Raw genomic sequence first — 21,129 nt, forward strand, 5'->3', positions numbered from 1 at the left:
GTCGTCGTCATGGCCTGGGTTCTTCTCGTCGTCGCGGGTCTGCTCGAGGTCGGCTGGTCCATCGGCATGAAGTACACGGACGGCTTCACCCGGCTGTGGCCCAGTGTGTTCACGGGCGCGGGGATCGTCGCCTCCATGCTGCTGCTGTCGCAGGCGGCGAAGTCGCTCCCGATCGGTACGGCGTACGGCGTGTGGGTCGGCATCGGCGCGGCCGGTGCGGCGGTGCTCGGCATGGTGGTGCTCGGTGAGCCGGCGACCGCCGCCCGGATCTTCTTCGTCTGTCTGCTGCTGGTCGCCGTGGTGGGTCTCAAGGCGACCTCGGGTCACTGACGGGGGCTGCCGCTCGGGGGCCGGGGGCTGCGTGAGGCGGCTTCCGGTCCCGCCTCGCCCGTCACGTACGCCTCCTCCGTGCCGTCCGGCACCGGCGGCGTCTCCGGCACCTCCGGCATCTCCTCGGCCCCGGGCATCAGCCGGAGCTCGAAGTCCTTGGGCGGGGTGCCGGCCAGCGCGTTCCGGGTGAACTGGCCCCAGATCGCCGCGGGCGGCCCGCCGCCGTTGACGCGGGGCAGCCCGAGAGCCCCGTAGAGGGGCTCCTGGCGTCCCGACTCGGGGTCCTGGCCCATGAGGGCGACGACGGTGGCGAGTTCGGGCGTGTAGCCGGCGAACCAGGCCGCCTTGTCGTCCTCGGCGGTGCCGGTCTTGCCCGCGGCCGGACGACCGGCGGTCTGGGCGGCCGTGCCGGTGCCGGTCTCGACGACGCTCCGCAGGACGGCCGTGGTGGTGTCGGCGGCCTCCCGGCTGACGGCCTGCCGGGCCGTGCCGCCCGGCAGCGCGAGCTCCTGGCCGCCCCGGGTGACGGCGGAGACCAGCGTGTACGTGCCGTGCCGGCCGTGCGCGGCCAGGGTCGCGTAGGCGGCCGTCATGTCGAGGACGCTGGCGGTGGCGGATCCGAGGGCGATGGACGGTGAGGCGGTGAGGTCGGGGGTGGAGCGCGGCACGCCGAGGGCGATCGCGGTGCGCCGGACGTGGGCGGGGCCGACGTCCACCGCCATCTGGGCGTACACGGCGTTCACGGAGAGGTCGGTGGCGGCACCGACGGCGATCTCGCCGTAGCTGGCGTCGTCCTCGTTGGCGGGGTCGTACGGCGTGCCGTTCCACCCTTCCACCGGGCGCCGGTTGGTGCCGTCGTAGAGCGTGTGGGGGGTGATGGGCAGACCCTGCTGGGTCTGGGCGCCGCTCTGCACGGCCGCGGTGAAGACGAACGGCTTGAAGGTGGAGCCGACCTGGTAGTCGCGGCGGGTGGCGTTGTTGACGTACTGCTGGGTGTAGTCGATGCCGCCGTACAGGGCGAGGACCCTGCCGGTCGCCGGGTCCACGGCGGCGGCCCCGACGCGGACGTAGCGGTCGGCGGGGGCGCGGGCCGGGTCGAGCCGGGAGATGACCTGGTCCTCGACGGCCTGGACGAGGGCGTCCTGCTTGGCGGGCTCCAGGGTGGTGGTGATGCGGAAGCCGCCGCCCGCGAGGGTCTTCTCGTCGACGATCCCGTGGTCCGTCAGGTACTCCTCGACGGCCTGGACGAGGTAGCCGCGCTGGCCCGAGAGGGCGGTGGCGGGGCGTGCGGTCTGGGGGGCCGGGAAGCGGGCCGCGGCGCGGTCGGCGCGGCGGAGCCAGCCTTCGGTGACCATGCCGTCCAGGACGTAGTTCCAGCGGGCGACGGCCTTGGCGCGGTTCTCGGGGTGGGTGGTGACGTCGTAGGCGCTGGGCGCCTTGAGGAGCGAGGCGAGGTAGGCGCCCTCGGCGGTGTCGAGGCGTTCGACGTCCTTGCCGTAGTAGGCGCGGGCCGCGGCCTGGACGCCGTACGCGTTCCGGCCGAAGTAGCTGGTGTTGAGGTAGCCCTCGAGGATCTCGTCCTTGCTCTTCTCGCGGCCCAGCTTGATCGCGATGAAGAACTCCTTCGCCTTGCGGGTCAGGGTCTGTTCCTGGCCGAGGTAGTAGTTCTTCACGTACTGCTGGGTGATCGTCGAGCCGGACTGGCGGCCCTTGCCGCTGACGGTGTTCCAGGCGGCGCGGACCATGGCCTTGGGGTCGACGGCGCGCGAGGCGTGGAAGTCGCGGTCCTCGGCGGCGAGTACGGCCTGCCGGACGGCGAGCGGTACCTGGTCGAGGCGGACGTTCTCGCGGTTGACCTCGCCGTCACGGGCCAGCGGGCTGCCGTCCCGGTAGAGGTAGACGTTGGACTGGGCGACGGCGGCGGCGTTGGCGGGCGGGATCTCCACCAGGAGGTAGCCGGCGGCGAACGCGCCGGCCAGCAGCAGCGTGCCGAGGAGCAGGAGCCCGAAGAGGGTCCGCAGGGCGCGGCGGACGCGCCCCGGCCGTTGCCTGGGCCGTCGCCTGGGGCGCTCGTCCGGTTGCGGGGAGGGGAGGGTGGGGTCCCTCGGTTCCCAGCCCGGGCGGGATGGCCGGGGAGTGTCGCTCGTACCTGAGGAAGGGGACATGGCATCACATACTGCACGGAACAGGGCGAAACTCCTGAACGCGACCCGATCCTGACGGGAAATCCGCTCGCGGCGACACTCCGCGGCCCGCTAGGGTCGTGCGCTTCGCTGTCATTCGTGCCGATAGGTCCGGCGGGGACTTCGTGCCGGGGACTTCGTACCCGAGGGCGCGCGCCCGCGACTTCGTCCCGGCAGGTCGTACCGGCAGGTCGTACGGGCAGGTCGTACCGGCAGGTCGTACGGGCGGGCCGTCCCGGCAGGTCGTCCCGGCAGGTCGTACCGGCGGGCCATACCGAAAGGAAGCATCATGCTGCGGCTGTACGCGACGGTGGCCGCGGGCGGTTTCCGGCGCCACGCCACCTACCGGGTGGCGACGGTGGCGGGGGTCTTCACCAACAGCGTGTTCGGCTTCATCCTGTCGTACACGTACATCGCCCTCTGGGACGAACGGCCGCAGCTCGGCGGCTACTCCATGGACGACGCCCTCGCCTACGTGTGGATCGGGCAGGCCCTGATCACCGTCTGCGGGCTGATGGGCGGCGGCTTCGAGGACGAGCTGATCGAGCGGATCAGGACCGGGGACATCGCCGTCGACCTCTACCGCCCCGCCGACCTCCAGGCCTGGTGGTTCTCGGCCAACGCCGGCCGGTCCGCCTACCAGCTCCTCGGCCGCGGCGTCGCCCCCATGGCCGTCGGCGCCCTCGTCTTCCGCTTCACCCTGCCCTCCGGCCCCGGCGCCTGGGCGGCGTTCCTCGTCGCGGTGGCCCTCGGCTCGGTCGTCGGCTTCGCGATCTGGTACGCGGTGGCCATGAGCGCCTTCTGGCTCCTCGACGGCCAGGGCGTCGTCCAGGCCGCCTGGCTCGGCGGCCTGTTCTTCTCCGGCATGCTGCTCCCCCTCAACGTCTTCCCCGGCACCCTCGGCGAGGTCGCCCGCCTCCTCCCCTGGGCGTCCCTCCTCCAGGTCCCCGCCGACGTCTACCTGGGCAGGTACCAGGGCTGGGCCCTGGCGGAGGCGTACGCCTTCCAGGCCTGCTGGGCCCTGGTACTGCTCGGCGCGGGACGGACGGCCCAGGCGGCGGCGACACGGAAGGTGGTGGTGCAGGGTGGCTGAGGACGTACGCGACCCTCTCCTGGCGGACCGGCCGACGGGGGACTCCCCCGAAACGGACGGGCCGGCGGGGGACCCCGGTCGCGACCACCCGTCGACGGCGGACGCCGGTCACGCGCACCGGCCGTTCGCCGACTCCCTCCGCACGTACCGCATGGTGGCGGGCATGTGGATCCGCTCCACGATGACGTACCGGACGTCCTTCGCGCTGACGGTCTTCACCAGCTTCTGCGTCACCTTCTTCGACTTCGTCGTCATCCTGCTGATGTTCGGTCGGGTGAAGGGCCTCGGCGGGTTCTCGTTCGCGGAGGTCGCCCTGCTGTACGGGCTGACCGGCACGTCCTTCGGGATCGCGGACCTGACGATGGGCTCGCTCCAGCGGATGGGCAGGCGGGTCAGGGACGGCTCGCTCGACACGTTCCTGATGCGGCCGGCGCCGCTGCTCGCCCAGGTGGCGGCGGACAAGTTCGCGCTGCGGCGGTTCGGCCGGGTCGCGCAGGGGCTGATGGTGCTCGTGTGGGCCCTGGTGCTGCTCGACGTCGACTGGACGCCGGTGAAGGTGCTGCTGCTGCCGGTGACGGTGGTGTGCGGGACGGTGATCTTCGCGGCGGTGATGGTGCTCGGGGCGTCGACGCTGTTCTGGATGCAGGACGCGGCGGAGGTGACGAACTCGTTCACGTACGGCGGGAACACCCTCCTCCAGTACCCGCCGACGATCTTCGCGCAGGAGCTGGTGCGGGGAGTCGTGTACGTCGTACCGCTGGCGTTCGTGAACTGGCTGCCCGCGCTGTACCTCCTCGACCGCCCCGGCCCGGTGGGCGTACCGGACGCGGCGGCGTTCGCGTCGCCCCTGGTGGCCGCCGTCTGCTGTGCGGTCGCCGGCCTCGCGTGGCGCGCCGGAATCCGCTCGTACCGATCGACAGGAAGCTGAGACCCTCGTGCCCTTCATCGAACTGGACACGGTCGAGAAGACCTTCACGGTCCGTCGCAAGACCGGCCTGATCCGCCGCGAGAAGCGGGAGGTCAGGGCCGTCGACGGGATCTCCTTCGGCGTGGACCGGGGGGAGATGGTCGGCTACATCGGCCCGAACGGCGCCGGGAAGTCGACCACGATCAAGATGCTGACCGGCATCCTCACCCCGACCGGCGGCCGGCTGCGGGTCGCCGGCATCGACCCGGCGCGCGAGCGCACCCGGCTGGCCCGGCGGATAGGAGTGGTCTTCGGCCAGCGCACCACCCTCTGGTGGGACCTGCCGCTGAGGGACTCGTACCGGCTGATGCACCGCATGTACCGCATCCCCGACGCCCGCTACCGCGAGAACCTCGACCGCTGCGTCGACCTCCTGGACCTGGGGGAGCTGCTCGACGTCCCGGTCCGCCAGCTCTCCCTCGGCCAGCGGATGCGCGGCGACATCGCCGCCGCGCTCCTCCACGATCCGGACGTGCTCTACCTCGACGAGCCGACGATCGGCCTCGACGTCGTCTCGAAGGCGAGGGTGCGGGACTTCCTGCGCGAGCTGAACGCCACCCGCGGCACCACGGTCCTGCTGACCACGCACGACCTCACGGACATCGAGCAGCTCTGCTCCCGGGTCATGGTCATCGACCACGGACGCCTGATGTACGACGGGGAACTCGCCGGCCTGCACGCCGTCGGCGAGAGCGAACGGCTCCTCGTCGTCGACCTCGAACGCGAGCTCCCGCCGATCACCGACGTCCCCGGCGCCCGCCACGTACGGTCGGACGGCCCCCGGCAGTGGCTCGCCTTCCCGGCCACCGCATCGGCGGCCCCGCTGGTCGCCGCGGTCGCCGCCCGGCATCCCCTGCTCGACCTCTCGGTGCGGGAGCCGGACATCGAGGCGGTGATCGCGAAGATGTACGGGGGAACTCGGGAAGAGCGCCGGGAGTCCCTGATGTAGGAGGTCGAGTGCATTGGTGAGTTTCTCTTACACGGCGGCGGACGAGGAGAAGAGCAGAGGCGTCCGGCGCATGAAGGCGCTGGCGACGGCCCTGCTCGTCGGCGTCGCCCTGATCTACGCCCTCGCGACCTGGGCCCGCAACGCGGGCTGGGGCGCCTGGGCCGACTACGTCGCCGCGGCGGCCGAGGCCGGCATGGTCGGCGCCCTCGCCGACTGGTTCGCGGTCACCGCCCTCTTCCGGCACCCGCTGGGCGTACCGATCCCGCACACGGCGATCATCCCCAAGAAGAAGGACCAGCTGGGGGCCTCGCTGGGCCTGTTCGTCGGCGAGAACTTCCTCTCCGCCGACGTCGTACGGGGCAGGCTGCACGCCTTCGGCATCGGCGGCCGCCTCGGCGCCTGGCTCTCGGACCCGGCACACGCCGACCGCGTCACGGCGGAGGCGTCGACGGCCCTCCGGGGCGCCCTGACCGTCCTGCGCGACGCGGACGTCCAGGCGGTCGTCGGGGAGGCGATCACCCGGCGGGCCGAGGCGGTCGAGATCGGACCGGGCCTCGGCAAGACCCTGGAGAAGATCGTCACCGACGGCGCCCACCGCCGCGCCGTCGACCTGGTGTGCACCCGGGCCCACGACTGGCTCGTCACCCACGGCGAATCGGTCATGGACGCGGTGCAGGGCGGCGCCCCCGGCTGGACCCCCCGCTTCGTCGACCGCCGCATCGGCGAACGCGTCTACAAGGAGCTCCTCCGCTTCGTCACCGAGATGCGGGACATGCCGGGCCACCCCGCGCGCGGCGCCATCGACCGCTTCCTCGCCGACTTCGCGGCCGACCTCCAGGCCGACACGGACACCCGCGCGCGGGTGGAACGGCTCAAGTCGGACCTCCTCGCCCGCCCGGAGGTCCAGGACATCATCGCCTCGGCGTGGTCCTCGGTCCGCGCGCTGATCATCGCGGCGGCGGAGGACGACCGCAGCCAACTCCGCCTCCGCGCCCGCGCCTCCCTCATCTCCCTGGGCAACCGCCTGTCGACGGACACCCGCCTCCAGGAGAAGGTCGAGGGCTGGGCGGAGGACGCCGCGGCGTACGTGGTCACGACGTACCGCACCGAGATCACGTCCCTCATCACCGACACGGTGGCCGGCTGGGACGCCACCCAGACCTCGAAGAAGATCGAGGCCAACATCGGCCGCGACCTCCAGTTCATCCGCATCAACGGCACCGTGGTGGGAGCGCTGGCGGGCCTCCTGATCTACACGATCAGCCACGCGGCAGGCGGCTGAGGAGGCGGGGACTCCTCGCTACTTCCGGCGGGTGACGGCCCAGGAAGCGGCGGCGACGGTCCCGGCCCCGGAGAACACGGCGGGCCAGGCGCCGATCTTCTTGGCGAGGGGATGAGACCCGGCGAACGCGGCGACATAGGCGGCCCCGAGCCCGGCCGCCACCTTCACCCCGCCCACCCGCTGCCACTCCCGCACGGCGACGGCCCCGGCCCCGGCGAGCACGACCCCACCGAGGGGCCGCCTCTTGGTCCACCGGGCAACGGCATACCCACCGACGAGCCCGACGGCAGCGACGGCGGGGGAGGGGATGCGGGGCATGGCGGGGGCCTTTCTGTCGAACGGGTCGTCCCCCGAGCCTACGAGGGTGCCGCAACGGGTGGGACACAGGCCGAGCAGAGGCTCTCGTCGGCGACGGGCCGGAAGAGCATGGGCTGGATGTGTTCTCCGGAGCACTCGCGGGTGCCGCGGAGCCGTGCGGAGAGCAAGGGCTGAGGCGAGGGCGAGGGCGGGAGCTGGAGCGGCGGTACGTCGCGGAGCAGGTAGCGGACGAGGCCGCCGGGTCGGTGGACGGACGTCCCGGCGCCGGGGAGGCCACGGAGGACGTGTTCGTGGACGTCGGTGGGGGTGTGCCCGGCGTCGAGCCAGCGGGCGGCGAGGCGGGTGAGTTCGTCGCGCATGGCGGGCGGGATGTGACGGAGGGCGGGGGAGAGAAGAGGGAGGGCGCCGACGAGGGCGCGGGCGTCGTCGAGGTGGGGGCTCTCGGCGGTGTCCGTCCGGGCGGGAAGGTGGGAGGTGTCTTCCTTCGGGTCTTTCTTTGGATAACCGTCGGCCGGCGGGGTCGTCGGCTCACCGACGGCCGGTTTCCGGGGACTCGGTACGACCTGCGGGGATACCCGGTTGGCGCAGGTGGGAACGGGTGTCCGAGAGAGAAGCTTGACGGCCTCGTCGGCGGTCAACGGGGAGCTGGAGACGATCTGTTGGGTCATCCAGCGGCCTCCGGGACCTTGCACCCGCCGCTCGTGGACGAAGCCTTCCTCCTTGAGCTGCCGCTTGGCGCGGGCGAACGCGCATGCCCCGATCCGGGCACGTTCGGCAGTTCGGGAGAGCGACTCCCGGGCCCCTTGGGGGAGGGAGAGCTGCCAGGTCAGAAGCCGGACGGCGTCGGAGCTGAGCCGAGGGTGCCGAATGATCTCGTGCGAGAACTGGCTGAAGGCGCGGGAGGGCGCGTTAAAGTGCCGGTAGATCACGGTGGAGTCCTATTCCACTAGTGGTTCAGGCCCTCGCGATGGCGCCAACCATCAGCGAGGGCCGTTTTGCGCGACCGTACGTCACCGCGTGCGTCCGGGCGGGCGCATGGGGTGAAGATCGCCCGTGTGAGTGACGGGCGGGCTCAACGGGCGAGGAAGCAGGCGGGATCCTGGCGTAACCGCCCTCTTCCCGAGTGTGGCGGCGTCCTCGCTGGCCTCAGCGTTCGGAGGCGTCGCGCCAGTAGTCCGCAAGCATCTCGCCGGGCCAGGTCGGCTGAGTGACGGGCCCCCGGGGGAGCATCTCGCGGAACACCGCCACCAGGTCGACGACCTGAGTGCCGTCATCCGCGTCGAGGTCAGTGACGTGCAGGTCGCGCCCGTCGACCTTGACGAGTCGCGGGAAGGAAGTGGCCAGCCGGGCCGGGCGCCGATGGTTGTGGTGAACGAAGGTGCCGGTCGCCGGCCACGCGGGGTTGTCACGGGGACTGCGCGCGTGCAGCGCGACATCGTCCGGAGAGCCGAGGTTGAAGAACCACGTCACCTGGAGGTGCGAGAACTCCTCGATGCCCTGCAGGGTCTCCACGGGAAACTCCGGCCGCAGCCGGATGATCGACTCCACCCCACCCTTGAAGTCGTCGAGCCGCCCAGCATGCCCCCCGACCACATCGGCAATGACCGGCACCTCAATGATCTGCGCAGCCACGGGCATATCAGCGTCCGGTGGGGAAAAGCCAGAGCTGGTCGACGGCTACACCGTCAACAAACTCCTGCCAGGCGGTGGGTCTCAGGGTGAGCGTTGGCCCATCCGGACGCTTGGAGTCCCGCACGAGCGTGACCGTGGGTGTGTGGGCGCACTCCACGCACTCGGTCGCATTGCCGCCGCTGTACGACGACTTGAACCAAACGTGAGTCGGTTCTGAACGCTGAGGAGAGGGCACCTAGAGCTCCTTGCGGATGCGGTGGATCAGAGAGGACGACGCTTCCATGTCCAACGCTTGTGCCCGCAGATACTCGAACGCAAGTCTGTATCGGTCCAGTTCATCGGCTGTTTCCATGAAGAGCGAGCCGGTGTGCAGGTCGACGTAGACGACGTCGAGGGTCGGCTCGGCAGCTCCGAGAATGACGAAGCTTCCCAGTGCCGCAGCATGCGCGCCCTTGGAGAAGGGCAGCACCTGCAGTGTGATCTGCGTGGCCTCGTTCGCTTCGAGCAAGCGGTCGAGCTGTGCCCGCATCACGTCTGGGGAGCCGACGACCCGACGCAGGACGGACTCGTCAAGGATGGCCCAAAGATGGGGCGGCTTGGGCCGACTGAGGATCTCCTGTCGCTTCATGCGGATGTCGACCAGCCGATCGATTTCCCGTTGATCCAGGCGGAGCTCGTTCGCCTGTTGCAGGGCGGTGCTGTAGTCCCGTGTCTGGAGCAGGCCGGGGATGTAGACGCAGCAGAAGTGATCTTCGCGGACGGCCTCGTCCTCCAGGGTGAGCAGCAAGTTCATGCTCTCGGGGATGGAGTCGGCGATGGTGCTCCACCAGCCTTGCTGCTTGGCGTCTTTGGCCAGGGCGACCACGGCTGTCCGCTCTGCGTCGCCCGTACCGTACTCGCGGCACAAGGCATCGACGATGGGCCATTTCACGGGGCCGGACTGGGTTTCGTAACGGCTCACCGTCGCCTTGGAGACGCCGACGCGGCGTCCGGCTTCCTCCAGGGTCATGCCAGACCGCGCCCGTAGTTTGCGCATGGCCGATCCGAGCTGACGACGGCGAGTCGTGGTCCTTGATGGCAAGACGGCCACCCTTCGAAGCTGTTCATCGCCCATCTTCGGGCCCAATCAGGCTATGTGGCGCGGGCGTTGGTACCGCTCGATTCACCCGATTGAGTCTCATGAGAAGTTACACAACGGGAAATCTCGCTGACATACTCACTTCAGTCGGGGTCACACAGAGTCGCCGCACGAGCGCGGTGGGTTCGTTGCGGCTGGCGGGAGAGGGGAGTCTCACTATGGCTTTCAGGGGAGATGAGGCAAGTGAGTTGCGCTGCGTCTTGCCGTTCGAGGCGGTGCCCGGTGAATTCAGACTGCTACGCAGCGCTGTCCGCTCGATGCTGGGGCAATGGGGCGTACAGGGCGCGGCCGACGAGGTCGAACTGGTGGTGACGGAGCTCGCGACGAACGTCTTGAAGCACGTAGGCGAAGGCGCGTCGGCGGCCCTGGTGCTCGAACCGCGTGGGGGTCGCCTCCGGGTTGAGCTGCACGACAAGAGCCCGGTGATGCCGAAGCCGATCGGCGTGGCCGATTGCTGGCAGGAGTGCGGCCGGGGGCTGCATCTCGTGGCGTCGATGTCAGCCGACTGGGGCACACTGCTCACGGGGACTGGAAAGGCCGTCTGGTGTGAGGTGTCGGTGGTTGCTGATGCCGTGTACGCCCGGGTTCGGCGCGCGTACGCACTTCTCGGCAGCTACCGAGAGCTTCTCGGGGTGAGGGCGCCGCGTCAGGTCTCGCGCTCCAGGGTGAATCAGGAGGTGGCTGTCACGCTGATCGCCGACCTGCTCGTCTGGCTCGCCCTGCAGGGCAGTGATCCCGACGAGGCGCTCTGCCGAGCGCAGCAGCTCTACGAGGCCGCCGAAGCTGCGTGACGGGCCGCAGTGCGCATTTTCTCCCGGAGGTCGGCGGGTGTGCGCCAGGCTTCCCCCATGTAGTGCCTGTGGCACATGCGATGGCAGTTCGCACACAGCAGTGCGAGGTCTTCCAGTCGGGTCTCGCTGGGGCCGACGACGTGAAGGGGTGTGACGTGGTGCACCTCGATGTAGTCGGCGCCGAGCGGTCCGTAGGTGGCGCCGAAGTCGAATGCGCACGCCTCGCACCGAATGGGCTCGTTCAGCCTCCGGACTTCCTGGATCTTCCGGTTACGGAGTCCACGGTCGCGCTCACGGTGAAGGGCCAGGCGAACGAGCAGACGTCCTTCGCGGGCGCTCGACTCCCCGTCCTCATCCACCTCGTCTGGCTGGGCGGGGGCGTCGTACAGCTCGCCGCTGGCGATTCCTGCACGCAGAGCGGATGCGGCAGCCAGCATCCCCTTCGGGTCTGCCAGGAAGTCCGCGACGACGTTCTGGGTGGGGCGTCCACCCTTGGTTGCGCCTCCCGCGTGGTCAGGGTGGGCGGTGGCTATGTCGGTGGTTTTACGGCTGACGCTGTTCCGCGACCGGAACCGGGAGTCGACAGCGGCGTTCCCGTGCAGGGGGAGGGATCGGAGGAGGTCAGAGAGTTCCTGGACCCGCACGTCGTTCTGTCGCAACTCGCGCCAGTCGTTTTCCATGACGAGCGCGCATGCAAGCAGCAGTTCGTCCCTCGCCCACGAGATTTGCGCCATGCCGCTGATCGTACAAGTGTTCCCTGTTGGTGTGGAGTGGCTGAGGAGGCTTCGGGATGACGCACACTGGGTGGGCGCTGTCAGTGCGGCCTGTCACTCTCTGTGATGACTGGCGAACGAAGCGCCAGCAAGGTACGCGGTCCAAGGAGGGTGCATGACCAGCACTGAGGCGGAGTTCACTTCAATCGAGATCTGTGCTGGAGCCGGCGGGCAGGCCATTGGGCTGCATGCCGCCGGGTTCAGGCACCTTGCGCTCGTGGAGATCGACAAGCATGCGGCGGCGACGCTGCGGCGGAACATCGAAACGCGAGCGGACTGGGCTTGGGAGAAGCAGCACTGTGACCTCCGGCACGGTGACGTGAATGACTTCAAGCCGTTGGTGGACGTGCACAAGGATGGCAAGCTCCTCAGGGCCAGGGAACTGGACCTCCTGGCGGGTGGGGTTCCGTGCCCGCCCTTCTCTCACGCGGGCAAGCAGCTCGGAAAGTCCGACGAGCGTGACCTCTTTCCGCGGATGCTTGATCTCGTCGAGGAGCTGCGGCCCCGCGCAGTCATGATCGAGAATGTGCGCGGGATTCTGGACCCGAAGTTCTCGGACTACCGGGACTTCATCAGGGCTCGGCTGCAGAGCGGCAGGTACCGCGAAGAGGACGGTTCCCTCGTTAAGGACGAGGGGCTCGGCTACGTCGTGTGTCACTGGGGGCTTCTGGAGGCCAGTGACTTCGGTGTTCCTCAGCTTCGCCCCCGGGCGATTCTCGTCGCTATCCGTAAGGACATCCTGGAGAGCGTGCAGGGGGACGTGAAGTACGAGTGGCCGACGCCGACACACGAGGATGCAGTGAGCGTTGTTGCAGCGCTTGATGAGTCGATGCGTGCGCGGTACGAGGCGTACTACGACGGGCCGCGTGACCGAGAGGCGAGGGATGCCTACGAGCGGTGGTACACGAAGGCCGCAAAACGCCACGAGGAGCTGCAGGCCAAGAAAAGCGCCGGCATCGCACCCACGCTCGTGGGTGGTTCGAAGAAGCACGGCGGGGCCGACCTCGGCCCGAGCCGGGCAAAGGCTGCCTGGAGGCAGTTGGGCGTCTCGGGTCTTGGCGTGGCCAACGACATCGAGATGTGCAAGAAGAAGGGGTCTGAGGATCGTGACCTCTTCGGCCCCGAGGGACCGATGCTGACCGTCGAACAGGCGGCCATCATCCAGGGCTTCCCGAACGACTGGATCTTCGACGGCGGCAAGACGGCTCAGTACCGGCAGGTGGGCAACGCCTTCCCGCCGCCAGTGGCCGAGGCTGTGGGAAGGTCGATCATGGATGTCTTGAAGGCCGCCCGCGAGCGGGATGCTCAGAACTCCTGATCGCCGGTTTGTTCGGATCTGACCGTGCCCTTGCCCCGTGCAAGGGCACGGTGCTTTTCGACCTCGGCTGCAATGCGTACAACGCACTCCTCCGGGGCTTCGTGCTCCCAAAACCTGAGGACAGTCCAGCCCGCTTCTTGTAGGCGCTGATCCGTATCCCGGTCGCGAGACATGTTCCGAGCGACCTTGTCTGACCAGTAACCGGGGTTGGTCTTCGGCGCAACGTAATGGTCGGGGCAACCATGCCAGTAGCAGCCATCGATGAAGACGGCGATCTTCACTGGTCGGAAGACGATGTCAGCAGTCCTTCGCAGCTCAGGAAGAGGCTTGGCCGCCACGCGGTAGCGCAGCCCCTGAGCGTGAAGCAGCCGACGCACCAGCTGTTCCGGCTTGGTGTCCCGGCTGCGGATCGCTTGCATATTGCGGCGCCGCGCCTCGGAGGAGGCCCACGAGCCCTTTGGCGGCAACCACTCTGTGCCCTGAATGTTTTCGGTCATGCGCTCAAACCCTCCGGCTACCAGCCTGCCAGAGTTCCCGCCAGCTTCTCGTACGGTAGAACCCTGCCCTGTCCCACACACTCCTGCCAGTCGTCCTTCTGCTGGCTGCTTCCCACCGCGTCTACTGCTTTCGTGAGAGAGTCGAAGGCTATGTGGTAAACCGCGTCAACCTCTCCCGTTCCCCGAGCGATGGCTGCGATCCGGCTGGGCATGGGCTCTGCTGTCACTGCTACGAGGTGCGGCAGGCGACCACGCCTGTGTTTGATCATCTGCAGGAATTCGTGCCGGATGTTCTGGACGCGATCGGATCGGATAGTCCACTTACACGAGACCGCCGCATGAAGGAAAGGCTCAGGGGACCCGAAGATCGGCGAGTCTTCAATGCCTACGGTCACATCAGGCCTGATGAGATAGTCGCGTCCCAGTTCGGTCCTCAGTTCGGGGTACTTCGTGAGCAGCTGGGAAATCTTGGCGAGGTGTGTGTACTGACTGAAGGCGCTGACGACCTGCTTGTGGTCGACCTGCCATTTGCGCTCTTCATTGAGATGAAGAAGTCTGTCTGCGAGATCGTGGCGAACTGCCATTTCGAGAGACGGGCCAGGGTCTGCCTGCTCCGTCTCGGGCAATTTTTGCGGGATCTGCAGATCTTCAAGTATGGCTGCGGCCAGCGCTTTCGAGGTTTCGCTGCTTGTGTCAGCGCTATTGGCGACAAGGGCCTTGGAATTCTTCAGCTGCTTCCAGTTGAGCAGTTGGGGGGCGAAGGGTGCGCTCATCGGTGAGGCCTACTTGCTGTGAGAGGGGAGGGAAGGTCCGGGCGCGGGAAGGTCCTCGGGCGAGGCGCATGCCCACAGTCGACCGCCCAGCATGACGCTGTGGCGGTTGCTCGGGGCTGTCACCTCGACGACACGCGAACTCACGAATTCTCCCTCTTGCGGGACGGGTATCCCGAGTGACGAAGCGATGCGGCGATGGCTTTCGTAGTCCCCCATGATGAGGATTCCTTCGTGCCGCAACGCCGAGCGGGAGCCGCCGTTTCCGCGGACCCGCTTCATGTAGTCCTTCTGTTGCGCGACAGTACGGACCACGTTCCGGCCAATTCGCCGGTTCTGAACGCGCCGGAACAGTTCGTTGAGCCGTGCCTGCCCTGAATTATGGGAAAAAACCGCATCGCGATCTAGGTCAGGCATGTGCAGGAGTACATTCTCTGGCAGTTCGGCATCCCGCCACAGCCAGGCGATCTTGTCGCGATGTTCAGCCTTCACGGTCAACTTCAGGTCGCGATTGTTTCCGCGGTTGAGCCATTCGTCCTTTACTCGGAAGAGGCCAGCGCTCCACTGGCTCTTCTTGTCGTCAGCCCACACCAACAGACAGAGATGCCCCTGTGCCTCCGGAGGGATCATCCAACCGCCGAACTGCTGGGAGTACTTGCAGTCCACGTCGATGTCAGCGATCCGGTAGTCCATGTGGATGCCGTCTTCGAACTTGAACTCGCGCTGGAGCTTGATCTCCACCAGTGTGCCGGCGTGAGTCTTCTCCGTCTTGTAGAGCGACTTCCAGTCGTAGCGCCCCGTGTCTTCGCCGTTGAGGAGCTGGTCGATCGTGTCTCGGAGGGCACGGGCAAAGCGCTGCTTGGCAAGGGGCATCTCCCGCAGGTGCATCCATACGGCAGCAAGCTCATGATCTAGCTGGAGTAGCGCCTGCGTCTGGATGTTGAGGGCAGCAGAGACGTCCATGGGTAGCAAGCGACGAGTCCTGTCTGTGAACGCGATGTGGCGAACGGCAGAGTGGCGGCGCTCGCTGCTGAGTGTCATGGCTGCGAACCGCACTATGTCAGCTCTGCCCCGGTCCGCACCCTGACTACGGGAGATCGGAGCCGTGGCACTCCCCGTAGCTACGCGAAGACCCGCACCAGCAGGGGGCGGATTGGGTGGGGGGCCAGGGGGTGGCGCGGCCGCGGGCCGCCAGGGTGGTGGCGTATTGGGGGAGGAGGTCCGGGTTCGAGGGGTGGGTGGATTCGGAGGCGGCGAAGGCTTCGTAGGAGGGGACGGTGGCGCGGACGATGCCGAGGTTGGGGGTGCCGGCCTGGGCGAGTTCGCGGAGGGAGGCCTCGATGTCGGTGAGGTGGGCGCGGTAGGTGGGGTACTCGGCTTCCAGCTCGGGGTACGCCGCGAGGAGTTCGTCGAGTTCCCGTTCCGGCCAGTGGAGGACGGCGACGGGGAAGGGGCGGGAGAGGGCGGTGCGGTAGGTGCCCAGTTCCGAGCGGAGGCGGGTGATCTCGGCCTGGAGTTCCGCGGGGTCGGAGGAGCCGAGGGACCAGAGGCGCTTGGGGTCGTGGAGTTCGTCCAGGGGGACGGCCGCCGTGTGGAGGCGGTCCGCGAGGTCGTCCCAGGTGTCGTGCGGGAGGGCCAGCATGCGGCGGATGCGGTGGCGGGTGATGAGGAGTGACTGGGTCGCGTGCGGGAGGTCCTCCGGGGACGTGACGAGCAGGGTCGCCGCCTCCGTGAGGGTCGACTCCGCCGCTTCCAGTTCGTCGTGCGCCTCCAGCGTCTCCGCCGTGGTCTCCCACGCCGCCGCGTCCGCGGGCTTCGCGCGGCGCACGCCCTCGATGATCGCGCGGGCCTCGGCCTCGTGGCCGTACTCCCAGAGGTTGGAGGCCTTGAGGGCTCTGATGAGGTGGGGGTTCGCCGGTTCGCCGCTGAGGAGCGTGTCGTAGAGGGCCGTCGCGCCCGGGCGGTCGTCCGCCAGTTCCAGGTGGGCCGCGGCCTGGAGGTACAGGGGTTCCCGGTCTCCCGGGTACTGCGAGGCCGTGCGCAGCAGGCGCTCGGCTTCGGTGGTGTGGGCGGCAGGAGTGTCGGGGCGCATGCTCACCACCGTACTGCTGTACGGGCCTGGAGAGTTGGCGCCTCAGCGCTTATCGTGCCCCGCGTGTGGGCCAGGGTGCGGGAGCGGGTGCCGGTCGTCGTCCAGGGGCGGGCGCGTCGCCGTACGGGCGCGCGTGTGCTGTGGGTGTGTGCCGAGGCCGCCGTCACCTGCGGGGTCGTCGTCCTGCTCCTCGTCGTCCATCAGCTGTGGTGGACGAACCAGGAGGCCCGTGCGGAGGCCCGCGGGCAGGTGAGTGCGCTGGAGCGGGAGTGGGAGACGTCTCCTCGGGGCGAGCCCGGGGGGTCTGGACGGTCGGGTGGGGTGGGAGAGCCCGGCGGGTACGGAGAGCCCGGCCGGTACGGAGAACCCGGAGAGCCCGTGGAGCCTGTGGAGGCCGGGGATTCCTTGGGGGCCGGTGAGGCCGGTGGGGGCGGCGACTCCGTCGGGGCCGGGGGCCGTGGAGGTGGGGATCCCGGCAGCGGGTCGTCCGCCGCCTTCGCCGTGCTCCGTATCCCCCGGATCGGTCTGACCGCGCCCGTGGCGCCCGGCGTGGCGAAGCGGTCCGTGCTCGACAGGGGGTACGTCGGGCAGTACGGCGGGACCGCGGCGCCCGGGGCCGTGGGGAACTTCGCGCTCGCCGGTCACCGGAACACGCACGGGGAGCCGTTCCGGTACATCAACCGGCTCGCGGTCGGCGACGAGATATCCGTGCGTACGCGGGCGCGTACGTACGTCTACCGGGTCGACCAGGTCCTGCGCTCGACCTCGCCCCGTGACGTCGGGGTCATCCGGCCCGTGCCGCGGTCGATCGTGAAGCCGTCGTACGGGTACGGGGCGCCGGGGGCGTACCTCACGCTGACGACGTGCACGCCGGAGTTCAGCAGCGCCTACCGGCTGGTGGTGTGGGCGAAGCTGGTGTCGGCCGGGTGATCAGGCCGTGGCCGTGGCGCTGCCCCTGAGCACCGCCCCGAACACGGGAACTCCTGAGGGGCGTCACGCGTCCTCACGGTGAGACGCGGAACGACGCGCACGACGAGGGGGGTGGTGGTGATGACGGCCAGGGACCTGGTCCTGCGCGTCCTCGCGCCGCTGTTCTTCCTGCTCGCGCTCGCCGACCTGCTCCTCTCCGACGGCGCGAGTGTCTCCGCCGCCGTCGCCTTCGCCGCGACCACCGTCGTCTGTGCCCTGATCGGAGCGCGTACGGCCCCGGCCGTGCCGCCGACCGCCGTCCGTACGGCCATCCGCGACCGGGAGCGGCGGACCGCGTTCCTGCCGCAGCGGGACCCGGACGCCGCCGGGCGCAGAAGACCGCGGGCTCCTGGCCGTCTCCTTCCGACGGCCGCGTAGGAGCCACCGCACACCACACCGGACAGGCCCGCACGCGGATCCGTCATGCCGAGAAACGACATCTCACCGGCACGACGAGACCCCACGGAGGGCTCCCCCTTGTCCGTCTTCGCTTCCCTGGTCGAGCGGCTCGCCGACCTGCTCCAGCCGATCTTCGCCACCACCGCGACGGCCGCCGCGATCGTGCTCTTCACGATGGCCGTGCGGCTCGCGATCCACCCGTTGTCCAGGGCTTCGGCGCGGGGGCAGAAGGCCCGCACCCGGCTCGCGCCGGAGCTCGCGGCGCTCCGCAAGAAGCACGCGAAGGATCCGGAGCGCCTCAGGAAGGCGGTCACGGAGCTGCACGCGCGGGAGAAGGTGTCGCCGTTCGCGGGGATCCTGCCGAGCCTGCTCCAGGCGCCCGCGTTCCTGCTGATGTACCACCTGTTCTCGGGCGACCGGATGGCCGGGCACGACCTGTTCGCCGCCCCGCTGGGGGACCACTGGGCCGACGCGCTGTCCCACGGCGGGGTCTTCGGGCCGGCCGGGCGGGTCTATCTGGTGCTGTTCGTGATCGTCGCCGCCGTGGCCACGTTCACGTACCGGCGTACGAAGGCGCAGCTGGCCGCGCAGCCGCTGGATCTGGGGCAGCCGACGCCGGGGGCGGGCGCGATCGCGAAGGTGATGCCGCTGCTGTCGTTCGCCACGCTCATCACGGTCGCGGTGGTGCCGCTCGCCGCGGCGCTCTACGTGGTCACCAGCACGGCCTGGACCGCCGTCGAGCGCGCCCTGCTGTTCCGTACGGAAGGAGAGGAGGGGGCGGGAGGGGTTCCCGGAGCCGTTGCTACTCGCGCGTAAGGGTCCAGGGTGTGAACGGGGTCTTGCAGAGTGACCCGTTCTCTTGGAGGATCGACCAATCCTCCGATGGCCGCACTCCATCGGCCGGGGCATCGCGGGGCCCGTCCCGGGCCCACCTCGACCACAGGGAGAAGACCATGAAGCTGCTGCGTGTCGGGCCGCCGGGAGCCGAACGCCCCGCCCTGCTCGACCAGGACGGAACGCTCCGCGACCTGTCCGCCCTCGTCGACGACATCGACGGCAGTCTGCTCGCCGACGCCTCCGCCCTCGACCGCGTCCGGGCGGCGGTGGGCGCCGGCGTGCTGCCCGCGCTGGACGCCACCGGGCTGCGCGTCGGCCCGCCGGTCGCCCGCATCGGCAAGGTCGTGTGCATCGGGCTGAACTACCACGGCCACGCGGCCGAGACCGGCCAGGCCACCCCCGCCGAGCCCGTCGTCTTCCTCAAGGCCGCCGACACCGTCGTCGGCCCGGACGACACGGTGCTCGTACCGCGCGGCTCCGTGAAGACCGACTGGGAGGTGGAGCTGGCCATCGTCATCGGCCGCACCGCCCGCTACCTGGAGACCGACGAGGAGGCCCTCGCACACGTCGCCGGCTACGCGGTCGCCCACGACGTCTCCGAGCGCGAGTTCCAGATCGAGCGCGGCGGCACCTGGGACAAGGGCAAGAACTGCGAGACCTTCAACCCGCTCGGGCCCTGGCTCGTCACCGCCGACGAGGTGCCCGACCCCCAGGCGCTCGGCCTGCGGCTCTGGGTGAACGGCGAGCTCAAGCAGGACGGCCACACCTCCGACCAGATCTTCCCGGTCGCGGAGGTCGTCCGGTACGTCAGCCGGTTCATGACCCTCTACCCCGGCGACATCATCAACACCGGCACGCCCAGTGGCGTCGCCATGGGGCAGCCGGAGCCCAAGCCGTACCTGCGCCCCGGCGACGTCGTCGAGCTGGAGGTCGACGGGCTCGGCCGGCAGCGCCAGGAGCTCAAGAGCGCCTGACGGCCCATGAGGTGAGAACGGCGGCGCCCCGCGTGAGGGGCGCCGCCGCTTTCCTGTGGTTTTTGCGTATTGTCCGACAGAGGAAAGGGCCTCGGGCGACCGGCCTCGCGACCGGCCTCGCGACCGGCGTCGCCCTGGTGATCGTCAGCCGTCAGCCGTCAGCCGTCAGCCGTCAGCCGTCAGCCGTCAGCCGTCAGCCGTCAGCCGTCAGCCGTCGGCGTCGGCGTCGGCGTCGACGTCGGCGTACGAGCTGAGCAGGCGCTCCAGCGCCTCGACGACCAGGGCGTGGTCCTCGGCCTGCGGCAGGCCCGAGACCGTGACCGAGCCGATCACGCCCGCGCCGTCGACCGTGACCGGGAACGAACCGCCGTGTGCGGCGTACCGGTCGGGGTCGAGGCGCGAGGACGCCTCGAACGTCGTTCCCTTGGCGCGGAAACGGGCACCGACCAGGAGCGAGCTGACGCCGTAGCGCTCGACGACCCGCCGCTTGCGGCCGATCCAGGCGTCGTTGTCCGCGCTGGATCCCGGCAGCGCGCAGTGGAACAGCTGCTGCGGGCCCCGCCGGATGTCGATCGCGACGGGGGCCCGGCGCTCCCTCGCGATGCCGACGAGGAGGGTGCCGAGCGTCCAGGCGTCCTCGTACGTGAACCGGGGGAGGACGAGGCGGGCCTCCTGGGCCTCGATCTTCAGGACCTCCGGGCTGCTCACAGTGTCACCGTGACGCCGTCGCGGGCCGAACGCCGGGCGGCCTCCAGGACGTCGAGGGCGGCGGCGGCCTCGTGCGCGGTGACCGGGTTGGGGCCGGTGCCGCGCAGGGCGGCGGCGACGGCGGCGTAGTACGCCGGGTAGTCGCCGGGCAGGGACTCGACCGGGGCGCCGCCGCCGGTGAGCGGGGAGTCGCCGGCGCCGAGCCGGCCCCACAGCTCCGGCGGTTCCCCGCCCCAGGCCGTGCCCGGAACGGGGCGGAGGCCCTCGCGCAGGGCGGCCTCCTGGGGGTCGAGGCCGTACTTGACGAAGCCGGCGCGCTGTCCCAGGACCCGGAAGCGGGGGCCCAGCTGGGCGGTGGTGGCGCTCACGTACAGGTGGGAGCGGACACCGTTCGCGTGGGTGAGGGCGAGGAAGGTGTCGTCGTCGGTCTCGGCGCCCGGCCGGCGCACGTCCGACTCCGCGTACACCGAGACCACCGGGCCGAACAGGACGAGCGCCTGGTCGACGACGTGGCTGCCCAGGTCGTAGAGCAGGCCGCCGATCTCCTCGGGGGCGCCCGACTCGCGCCACCCGCCCTTGGGCAGCGGGCGCCACCGCTCGAAGCGGGACTCGAAGCGCTGGACCTCGCCGAGCGCGTCCTCGTCGAGGAGGCCGCGGAGGGTCAGGAAGTCGTTGTCCCAGCGGCGGTTCTGGAAGACCGAGAGGAGCAGGCCCCGTTCCTCCGCGAGGGCGGCCAGCCCGCGCGCCTCGGCGGCCGTGCCGGCGAGCGGCTTGTCGACGACGACGGGGAGGCCGGCCTCCAGGGCGGCGGTGGCGAGCGGCACGTGCGTCCGGTTCGGCGAGGCGACGACGACCAGGTCGAGGGCGTCCGAGCCCTGCTCCCACAGCTCCTCGGCGCGGGCGACGACCCGGACGCCGGGGTACGCGGCGCGGGCCTCGGCGGCCCGCTCCGGGTTGCCGGTGGTGACGGCGGCGAGGACGAGGTCCTCGGAGGCGGCGATCAGCGGGGCGTGGAAGACGGAGCCCGCGAGGCCGTAGCCGACGAGTCCGACGCGGAGCGGGGTACGGGGGTCGGTGCCAGTCATGCGTCTCACTTAAGCAACGCTGTT

Annotated in this window: 24 protein-coding genes; 11 read left to right on the forward strand and 13 right to left on the reverse strand. The window is 69.8% G+C overall.

Annotated elements, in window-relative coordinates; genetic code table 11:
• Positions 1-9: 9 nt before the first annotated feature.
• Positions 10-330, forward strand: coding sequence for a DMT family transporter (locus tag AC067A_RS31675; protein WP_479246275.1), 321 nt, complete (start codon positions 10-12; stop codon positions 328-330).
• Here AC067A_RS31675 and AC067A_RS31680 read toward each other — a convergent pair.
• A complete protein-coding gene (locus AC067A_RS31680) occupies positions 324-2,495 on the reverse strand; it encodes a transglycosylase domain-containing protein (RefSeq protein ID WP_479246276.1) in 2,172 nt (723 codons plus the stop codon). The genes AC067A_RS31675 and AC067A_RS31680 overlap by 7 nt on opposite strands.
• A gap of 310 nt (positions 2,496-2,805) precedes the next feature.
• On the opposite strand from AC067A_RS31680, the gene AC067A_RS31685 reads away from it, so the two are divergent.
• The 4 genes from AC067A_RS31685 (at position 2,806) to AC067A_RS31700 (ending at position 6,804) form a co-directional block, all read left to right on the forward strand.
• Positions 2,806-3,606: an ABC transporter permease gene (locus AC067A_RS31685; protein ID WP_479246371.1), complete on the forward strand. Its 801-nt coding sequence runs from the start codon at positions 2,806-2,808 to the stop codon at positions 3,604-3,606.
• A 151-nt stretch (positions 3,607-3,757) separates the two neighbouring features.
• Positions 3,758-4,534, forward strand: a complete 777-nt coding sequence (locus AC067A_RS31690) for an ABC transporter permease (RefSeq protein ID WP_479246373.1) — start codon at positions 3,758-3,760, stop codon at positions 4,532-4,534.
• 7 nt (positions 4,535-4,541) lie between these two features.
• Entirely contained in the window at positions 4,542-5,522 is a 981-nt protein-coding gene (locus tag AC067A_RS31695; RefSeq protein WP_479246277.1) for an ABC transporter ATP-binding protein, read from the forward strand.
• A gap of 70 nt (positions 5,523-5,592) precedes the next feature.
• Positions 5,593-6,804, forward strand: coding sequence for a DUF445 domain-containing protein (locus AC067A_RS31700; RefSeq protein ID WP_479246374.1), 1,212 nt, complete (start codon positions 5,593-5,595; stop codon positions 6,802-6,804).
• An 18-nt stretch (positions 6,805-6,822) separates the two neighbouring features.
• Here the strand turns inward: AC067A_RS31700 and AC067A_RS31705 are convergent, their stop codons facing one another.
• From AC067A_RS31705 to AC067A_RS31725, 5 genes are all read right to left on the reverse strand, one after another.
• The gene (locus AC067A_RS31705; protein WP_479246279.1) at positions 6,823-7,122 is read right to left on the reverse strand and encodes a hypothetical protein; all 300 of its coding nucleotides are present in this window, start codon (positions 7,120-7,122) and stop codon (positions 6,823-6,825) included.
• Positions 7,123-7,160: 38 nt separating this feature from the next.
• Positions 7,161-8,051: a hypothetical protein gene (locus AC067A_RS31710; protein WP_479246280.1), complete on the reverse strand. Its 891-nt coding sequence runs from the start codon at positions 8,049-8,051 to the stop codon at positions 7,161-7,163.
• A gap of 217 nt (positions 8,052-8,268) precedes the next feature.
• A complete protein-coding gene (locus AC067A_RS31715) occupies positions 8,269-8,754 on the reverse strand; it encodes a TrmO family methyltransferase domain-containing protein (protein WP_479246282.1) in 486 nt (161 codons plus the stop codon).
• A 7-nt stretch (positions 8,755-8,761) separates the two neighbouring features.
• Positions 8,762-8,989, reverse strand: a complete 228-nt coding sequence (locus tag AC067A_RS31720; protein WP_479246283.1) for a DUF397 domain-containing protein — start codon at positions 8,987-8,989, stop codon at positions 8,762-8,764.
• The gene (locus tag AC067A_RS31725) at positions 8,990-9,835 is read right to left on the reverse strand and encodes a helix-turn-helix domain-containing protein (protein ID WP_479246376.1); all 846 of its coding nucleotides are present in this window, start codon (positions 9,833-9,835) and stop codon (positions 8,990-8,992) included.
• 215 nt (positions 9,836-10,050) lie between these two features.
• Between AC067A_RS31725 and AC067A_RS31730 the strand changes: the two genes are divergently transcribed.
• The gene (locus AC067A_RS31730; RefSeq protein WP_479246284.1) at positions 10,051-10,683 is read left to right on the forward strand and encodes an ATP-binding protein; all 633 of its coding nucleotides are present in this window, start codon (positions 10,051-10,053) and stop codon (positions 10,681-10,683) included.
• Here the strand turns inward: AC067A_RS31730 and AC067A_RS31735 are convergent.
• Positions 10,659-11,417, reverse strand: coding sequence for an HNH endonuclease (locus tag AC067A_RS31735; RefSeq protein ID WP_479246285.1), 759 nt, complete (start codon positions 11,415-11,417; stop codon positions 10,659-10,661). The genes AC067A_RS31730 and AC067A_RS31735 overlap by 25 nt on opposite strands.
• Positions 11,418-11,571: 154 nt before the next feature.
• Here AC067A_RS31735 and AC067A_RS31740 point away from each other — a divergent pair, with 154 nt between their 5' ends.
• A complete protein-coding gene (locus AC067A_RS31740) occupies positions 11,572-12,774 on the forward strand; it encodes a DNA cytosine methyltransferase (RefSeq protein WP_479246286.1) in 1,203 nt (400 codons plus the stop codon).
• Here AC067A_RS31740 and AC067A_RS31745 read toward each other — a convergent pair.
• Genes AC067A_RS31745 through AC067A_RS31760 form a run of 4 tightly spaced genes read right to left on the reverse strand, consistent with a single transcriptional unit; the run spans position 12,762 to position 16,133 of the window.
• A complete protein-coding gene (locus AC067A_RS31745; protein ID WP_479246288.1) occupies positions 12,762-13,271 on the reverse strand; it encodes a very short patch repair endonuclease in 510 nt (169 codons plus the stop codon). The two genes, AC067A_RS31740 and AC067A_RS31745, sit on opposite strands and share 13 nt — an antisense overlap.
• A gap of 17 nt (positions 13,272-13,288) precedes the next feature.
• Entirely contained in the window at positions 13,289-14,044 is a 756-nt protein-coding gene (locus AC067A_RS31750; RefSeq protein WP_479246289.1) for an NgoMIV family type II restriction endonuclease, read from the reverse strand.
• 9 nt (positions 14,045-14,053) lie between these two features.
• Positions 14,054-15,082, reverse strand: a complete 1,029-nt coding sequence (locus AC067A_RS31755) for a NaeI family type II restriction endonuclease (RefSeq protein WP_479246291.1) — start codon at positions 15,080-15,082, stop codon at positions 14,054-14,056.
• Positions 15,083-15,128: 46 nt separating this feature from the next.
• A complete protein-coding gene (locus tag AC067A_RS31760; protein ID WP_479246293.1) occupies positions 15,129-16,133 on the reverse strand; it encodes an SEC-C domain-containing protein in 1,005 nt (334 codons plus the stop codon).
• Positions 16,134-16,196: 63 nt separating this feature from the next.
• Here AC067A_RS31760 and AC067A_RS31765 point away from each other — a divergent pair, with 63 nt between their 5' ends.
• From AC067A_RS31765 to AC067A_RS31780, 4 genes are all read left to right on the forward strand, one after another.
• The gene (locus tag AC067A_RS31765) at positions 16,197-17,063 is read left to right on the forward strand and encodes a class E sortase (protein ID WP_479246295.1); all 867 of its coding nucleotides are present in this window, start codon (positions 16,197-16,199) and stop codon (positions 17,061-17,063) included.
• A gap of 120 nt (positions 17,064-17,183) precedes the next feature.
• Entirely contained in the window at positions 17,184-17,480 is a 297-nt protein-coding gene (locus AC067A_RS31770; protein WP_479246297.1) for a DUF6412 domain-containing protein, read from the forward strand.
• Positions 17,481-17,525: 45 nt separating this feature from the next.
• Entirely contained in the window at positions 17,526-18,317 is a 792-nt protein-coding gene (locus AC067A_RS31775) for a YidC/Oxa1 family membrane protein insertase (RefSeq protein ID WP_479246299.1), read from the forward strand.
• Between the two features lie 137 nt (positions 18,318-18,454).
• Entirely contained in the window at positions 18,455-19,312 is an 858-nt protein-coding gene (locus tag AC067A_RS31780; protein ID WP_479246300.1) for a fumarylacetoacetate hydrolase family protein, read from the forward strand.
• Positions 19,313-19,519: 207 nt separating this feature from the next.
• Here the strand turns inward: AC067A_RS31780 and AC067A_RS31785 are convergent, their stop codons facing one another.
• Positions 19,520-20,020: a heme-degrading domain-containing protein gene (locus tag AC067A_RS31785; RefSeq protein ID WP_479246302.1), complete on the reverse strand. Its 501-nt coding sequence runs from the start codon at positions 20,018-20,020 to the stop codon at positions 19,520-19,522.
• On the reverse strand, positions 20,017-21,105 hold the full coding sequence (locus AC067A_RS31790; RefSeq protein WP_479246303.1) for a Gfo/Idh/MocA family oxidoreductase: 1,089 nt from the start codon (positions 21,103-21,105) through the stop codon (positions 20,017-20,019). Before AC067A_RS31790 ends, AC067A_RS31785 begins: the two co-directional genes overlap by 4 nt.
• Positions 21,106-21,129 lie beyond the last annotated feature (24 nt).

The sequence above is a fragment of the Streptomyces sp. NPDC043176 genome, from assembly GCF_056436715.1.

What these genes read in the sequence shown, in the direction of transcription:
- AC067A_RS31780 (WP_479246300.1), top strand. Translation starts at nt 18,455, where the DNA reads ATGAAGCTGCTGCGTGTCGGGCCGCCGGGAGCCGAACGCCCCGCCCTG.
- AC067A_RS31745 (WP_479246288.1), bottom strand. Translation starts at nt 13,271, where the DNA reads ATGACCGAAAACATTCAGGGCACAGAGTGGTTGCCGCCAAAGGGCTCG.
- AC067A_RS31730 (WP_479246284.1), top strand. Translation starts at nt 10,051, where the DNA reads ATGGCTTTCAGGGGAGATGAGGCAAGTGAGTTGCGCTGCGTCTTGCCG.
- AC067A_RS31750 (WP_479246289.1), bottom strand. Translation starts at nt 14,044, where the DNA reads ATGAGCGCACCCTTCGCCCCCCAACTGCTCAACTGGAAGCAGCTGAAG.
- AC067A_RS31735 (WP_479246285.1), bottom strand. Translation starts at nt 11,417, where the DNA reads ATGGCGCAAATCTCGTGGGCGAGGGACGAACTGCTGCTTGCATGCGCG.
- AC067A_RS31740 (WP_479246286.1), top strand. Translation starts at nt 11,572, where the DNA reads ATGACCAGCACTGAGGCGGAGTTCACTTCAATCGAGATCTGTGCTGGA.
- AC067A_RS31775 (WP_479246299.1), top strand. Translation starts at nt 17,526, where the DNA reads ATGCCGAGAAACGACATCTCACCGGCACGACGAGACCCCACGGAGGGC.
- AC067A_RS31690 (WP_479246373.1), top strand. Translation starts at nt 3,758, where the DNA reads ATGGTGGCGGGCATGTGGATCCGCTCCACGATGACGTACCGGACGTCC.
- AC067A_RS31760 (WP_479246293.1), bottom strand. Translation starts at nt 16,133, where the DNA reads ATGCGCCCCGACACTCCTGCCGCCCACACCACCGAAGCCGAGCGCCTG.
- AC067A_RS31755 (WP_479246291.1), bottom strand. Translation starts at nt 15,082, where the DNA reads ATGACACTCAGCAGCGAGCGCCGCCACTCTGCCGTTCGCCACATCGCG.
- AC067A_RS31680 (WP_479246276.1), bottom strand. Translation starts at nt 2,495, where the DNA reads ATGTCCCCTTCCTCAGGTACGAGCGACACTCCCCGGCCATCCCGCCCG.
- AC067A_RS31770 (WP_479246297.1), top strand. Translation starts at nt 17,184, where the DNA reads ATGACGGCCAGGGACCTGGTCCTGCGCGTCCTCGCGCCGCTGTTCTTC.
- AC067A_RS31700 (WP_479246374.1), top strand. Translation starts at nt 5,593, where the DNA reads ATGAAGGCGCTGGCGACGGCCCTGCTCGTCGGCGTCGCCCTGATCTAC.
- AC067A_RS31705 (WP_479246279.1), bottom strand. Translation starts at nt 7,122, where the DNA reads ATGCCCCGCATCCCCTCCCCCGCCGTCGCTGCCGTCGGGCTCGTCGGT.
- AC067A_RS31675 (WP_479246275.1), top strand. Translation starts at nt 10, where the DNA reads ATGGCCTGGGTTCTTCTCGTCGTCGCGGGTCTGCTCGAGGTCGGCTGG.
- AC067A_RS31790 (WP_479246303.1), bottom strand. Translation starts at nt 21,105, where the DNA reads ATGACTGGCACCGACCCCCGTACCCCGCTCCGCGTCGGACTCGTCGGC.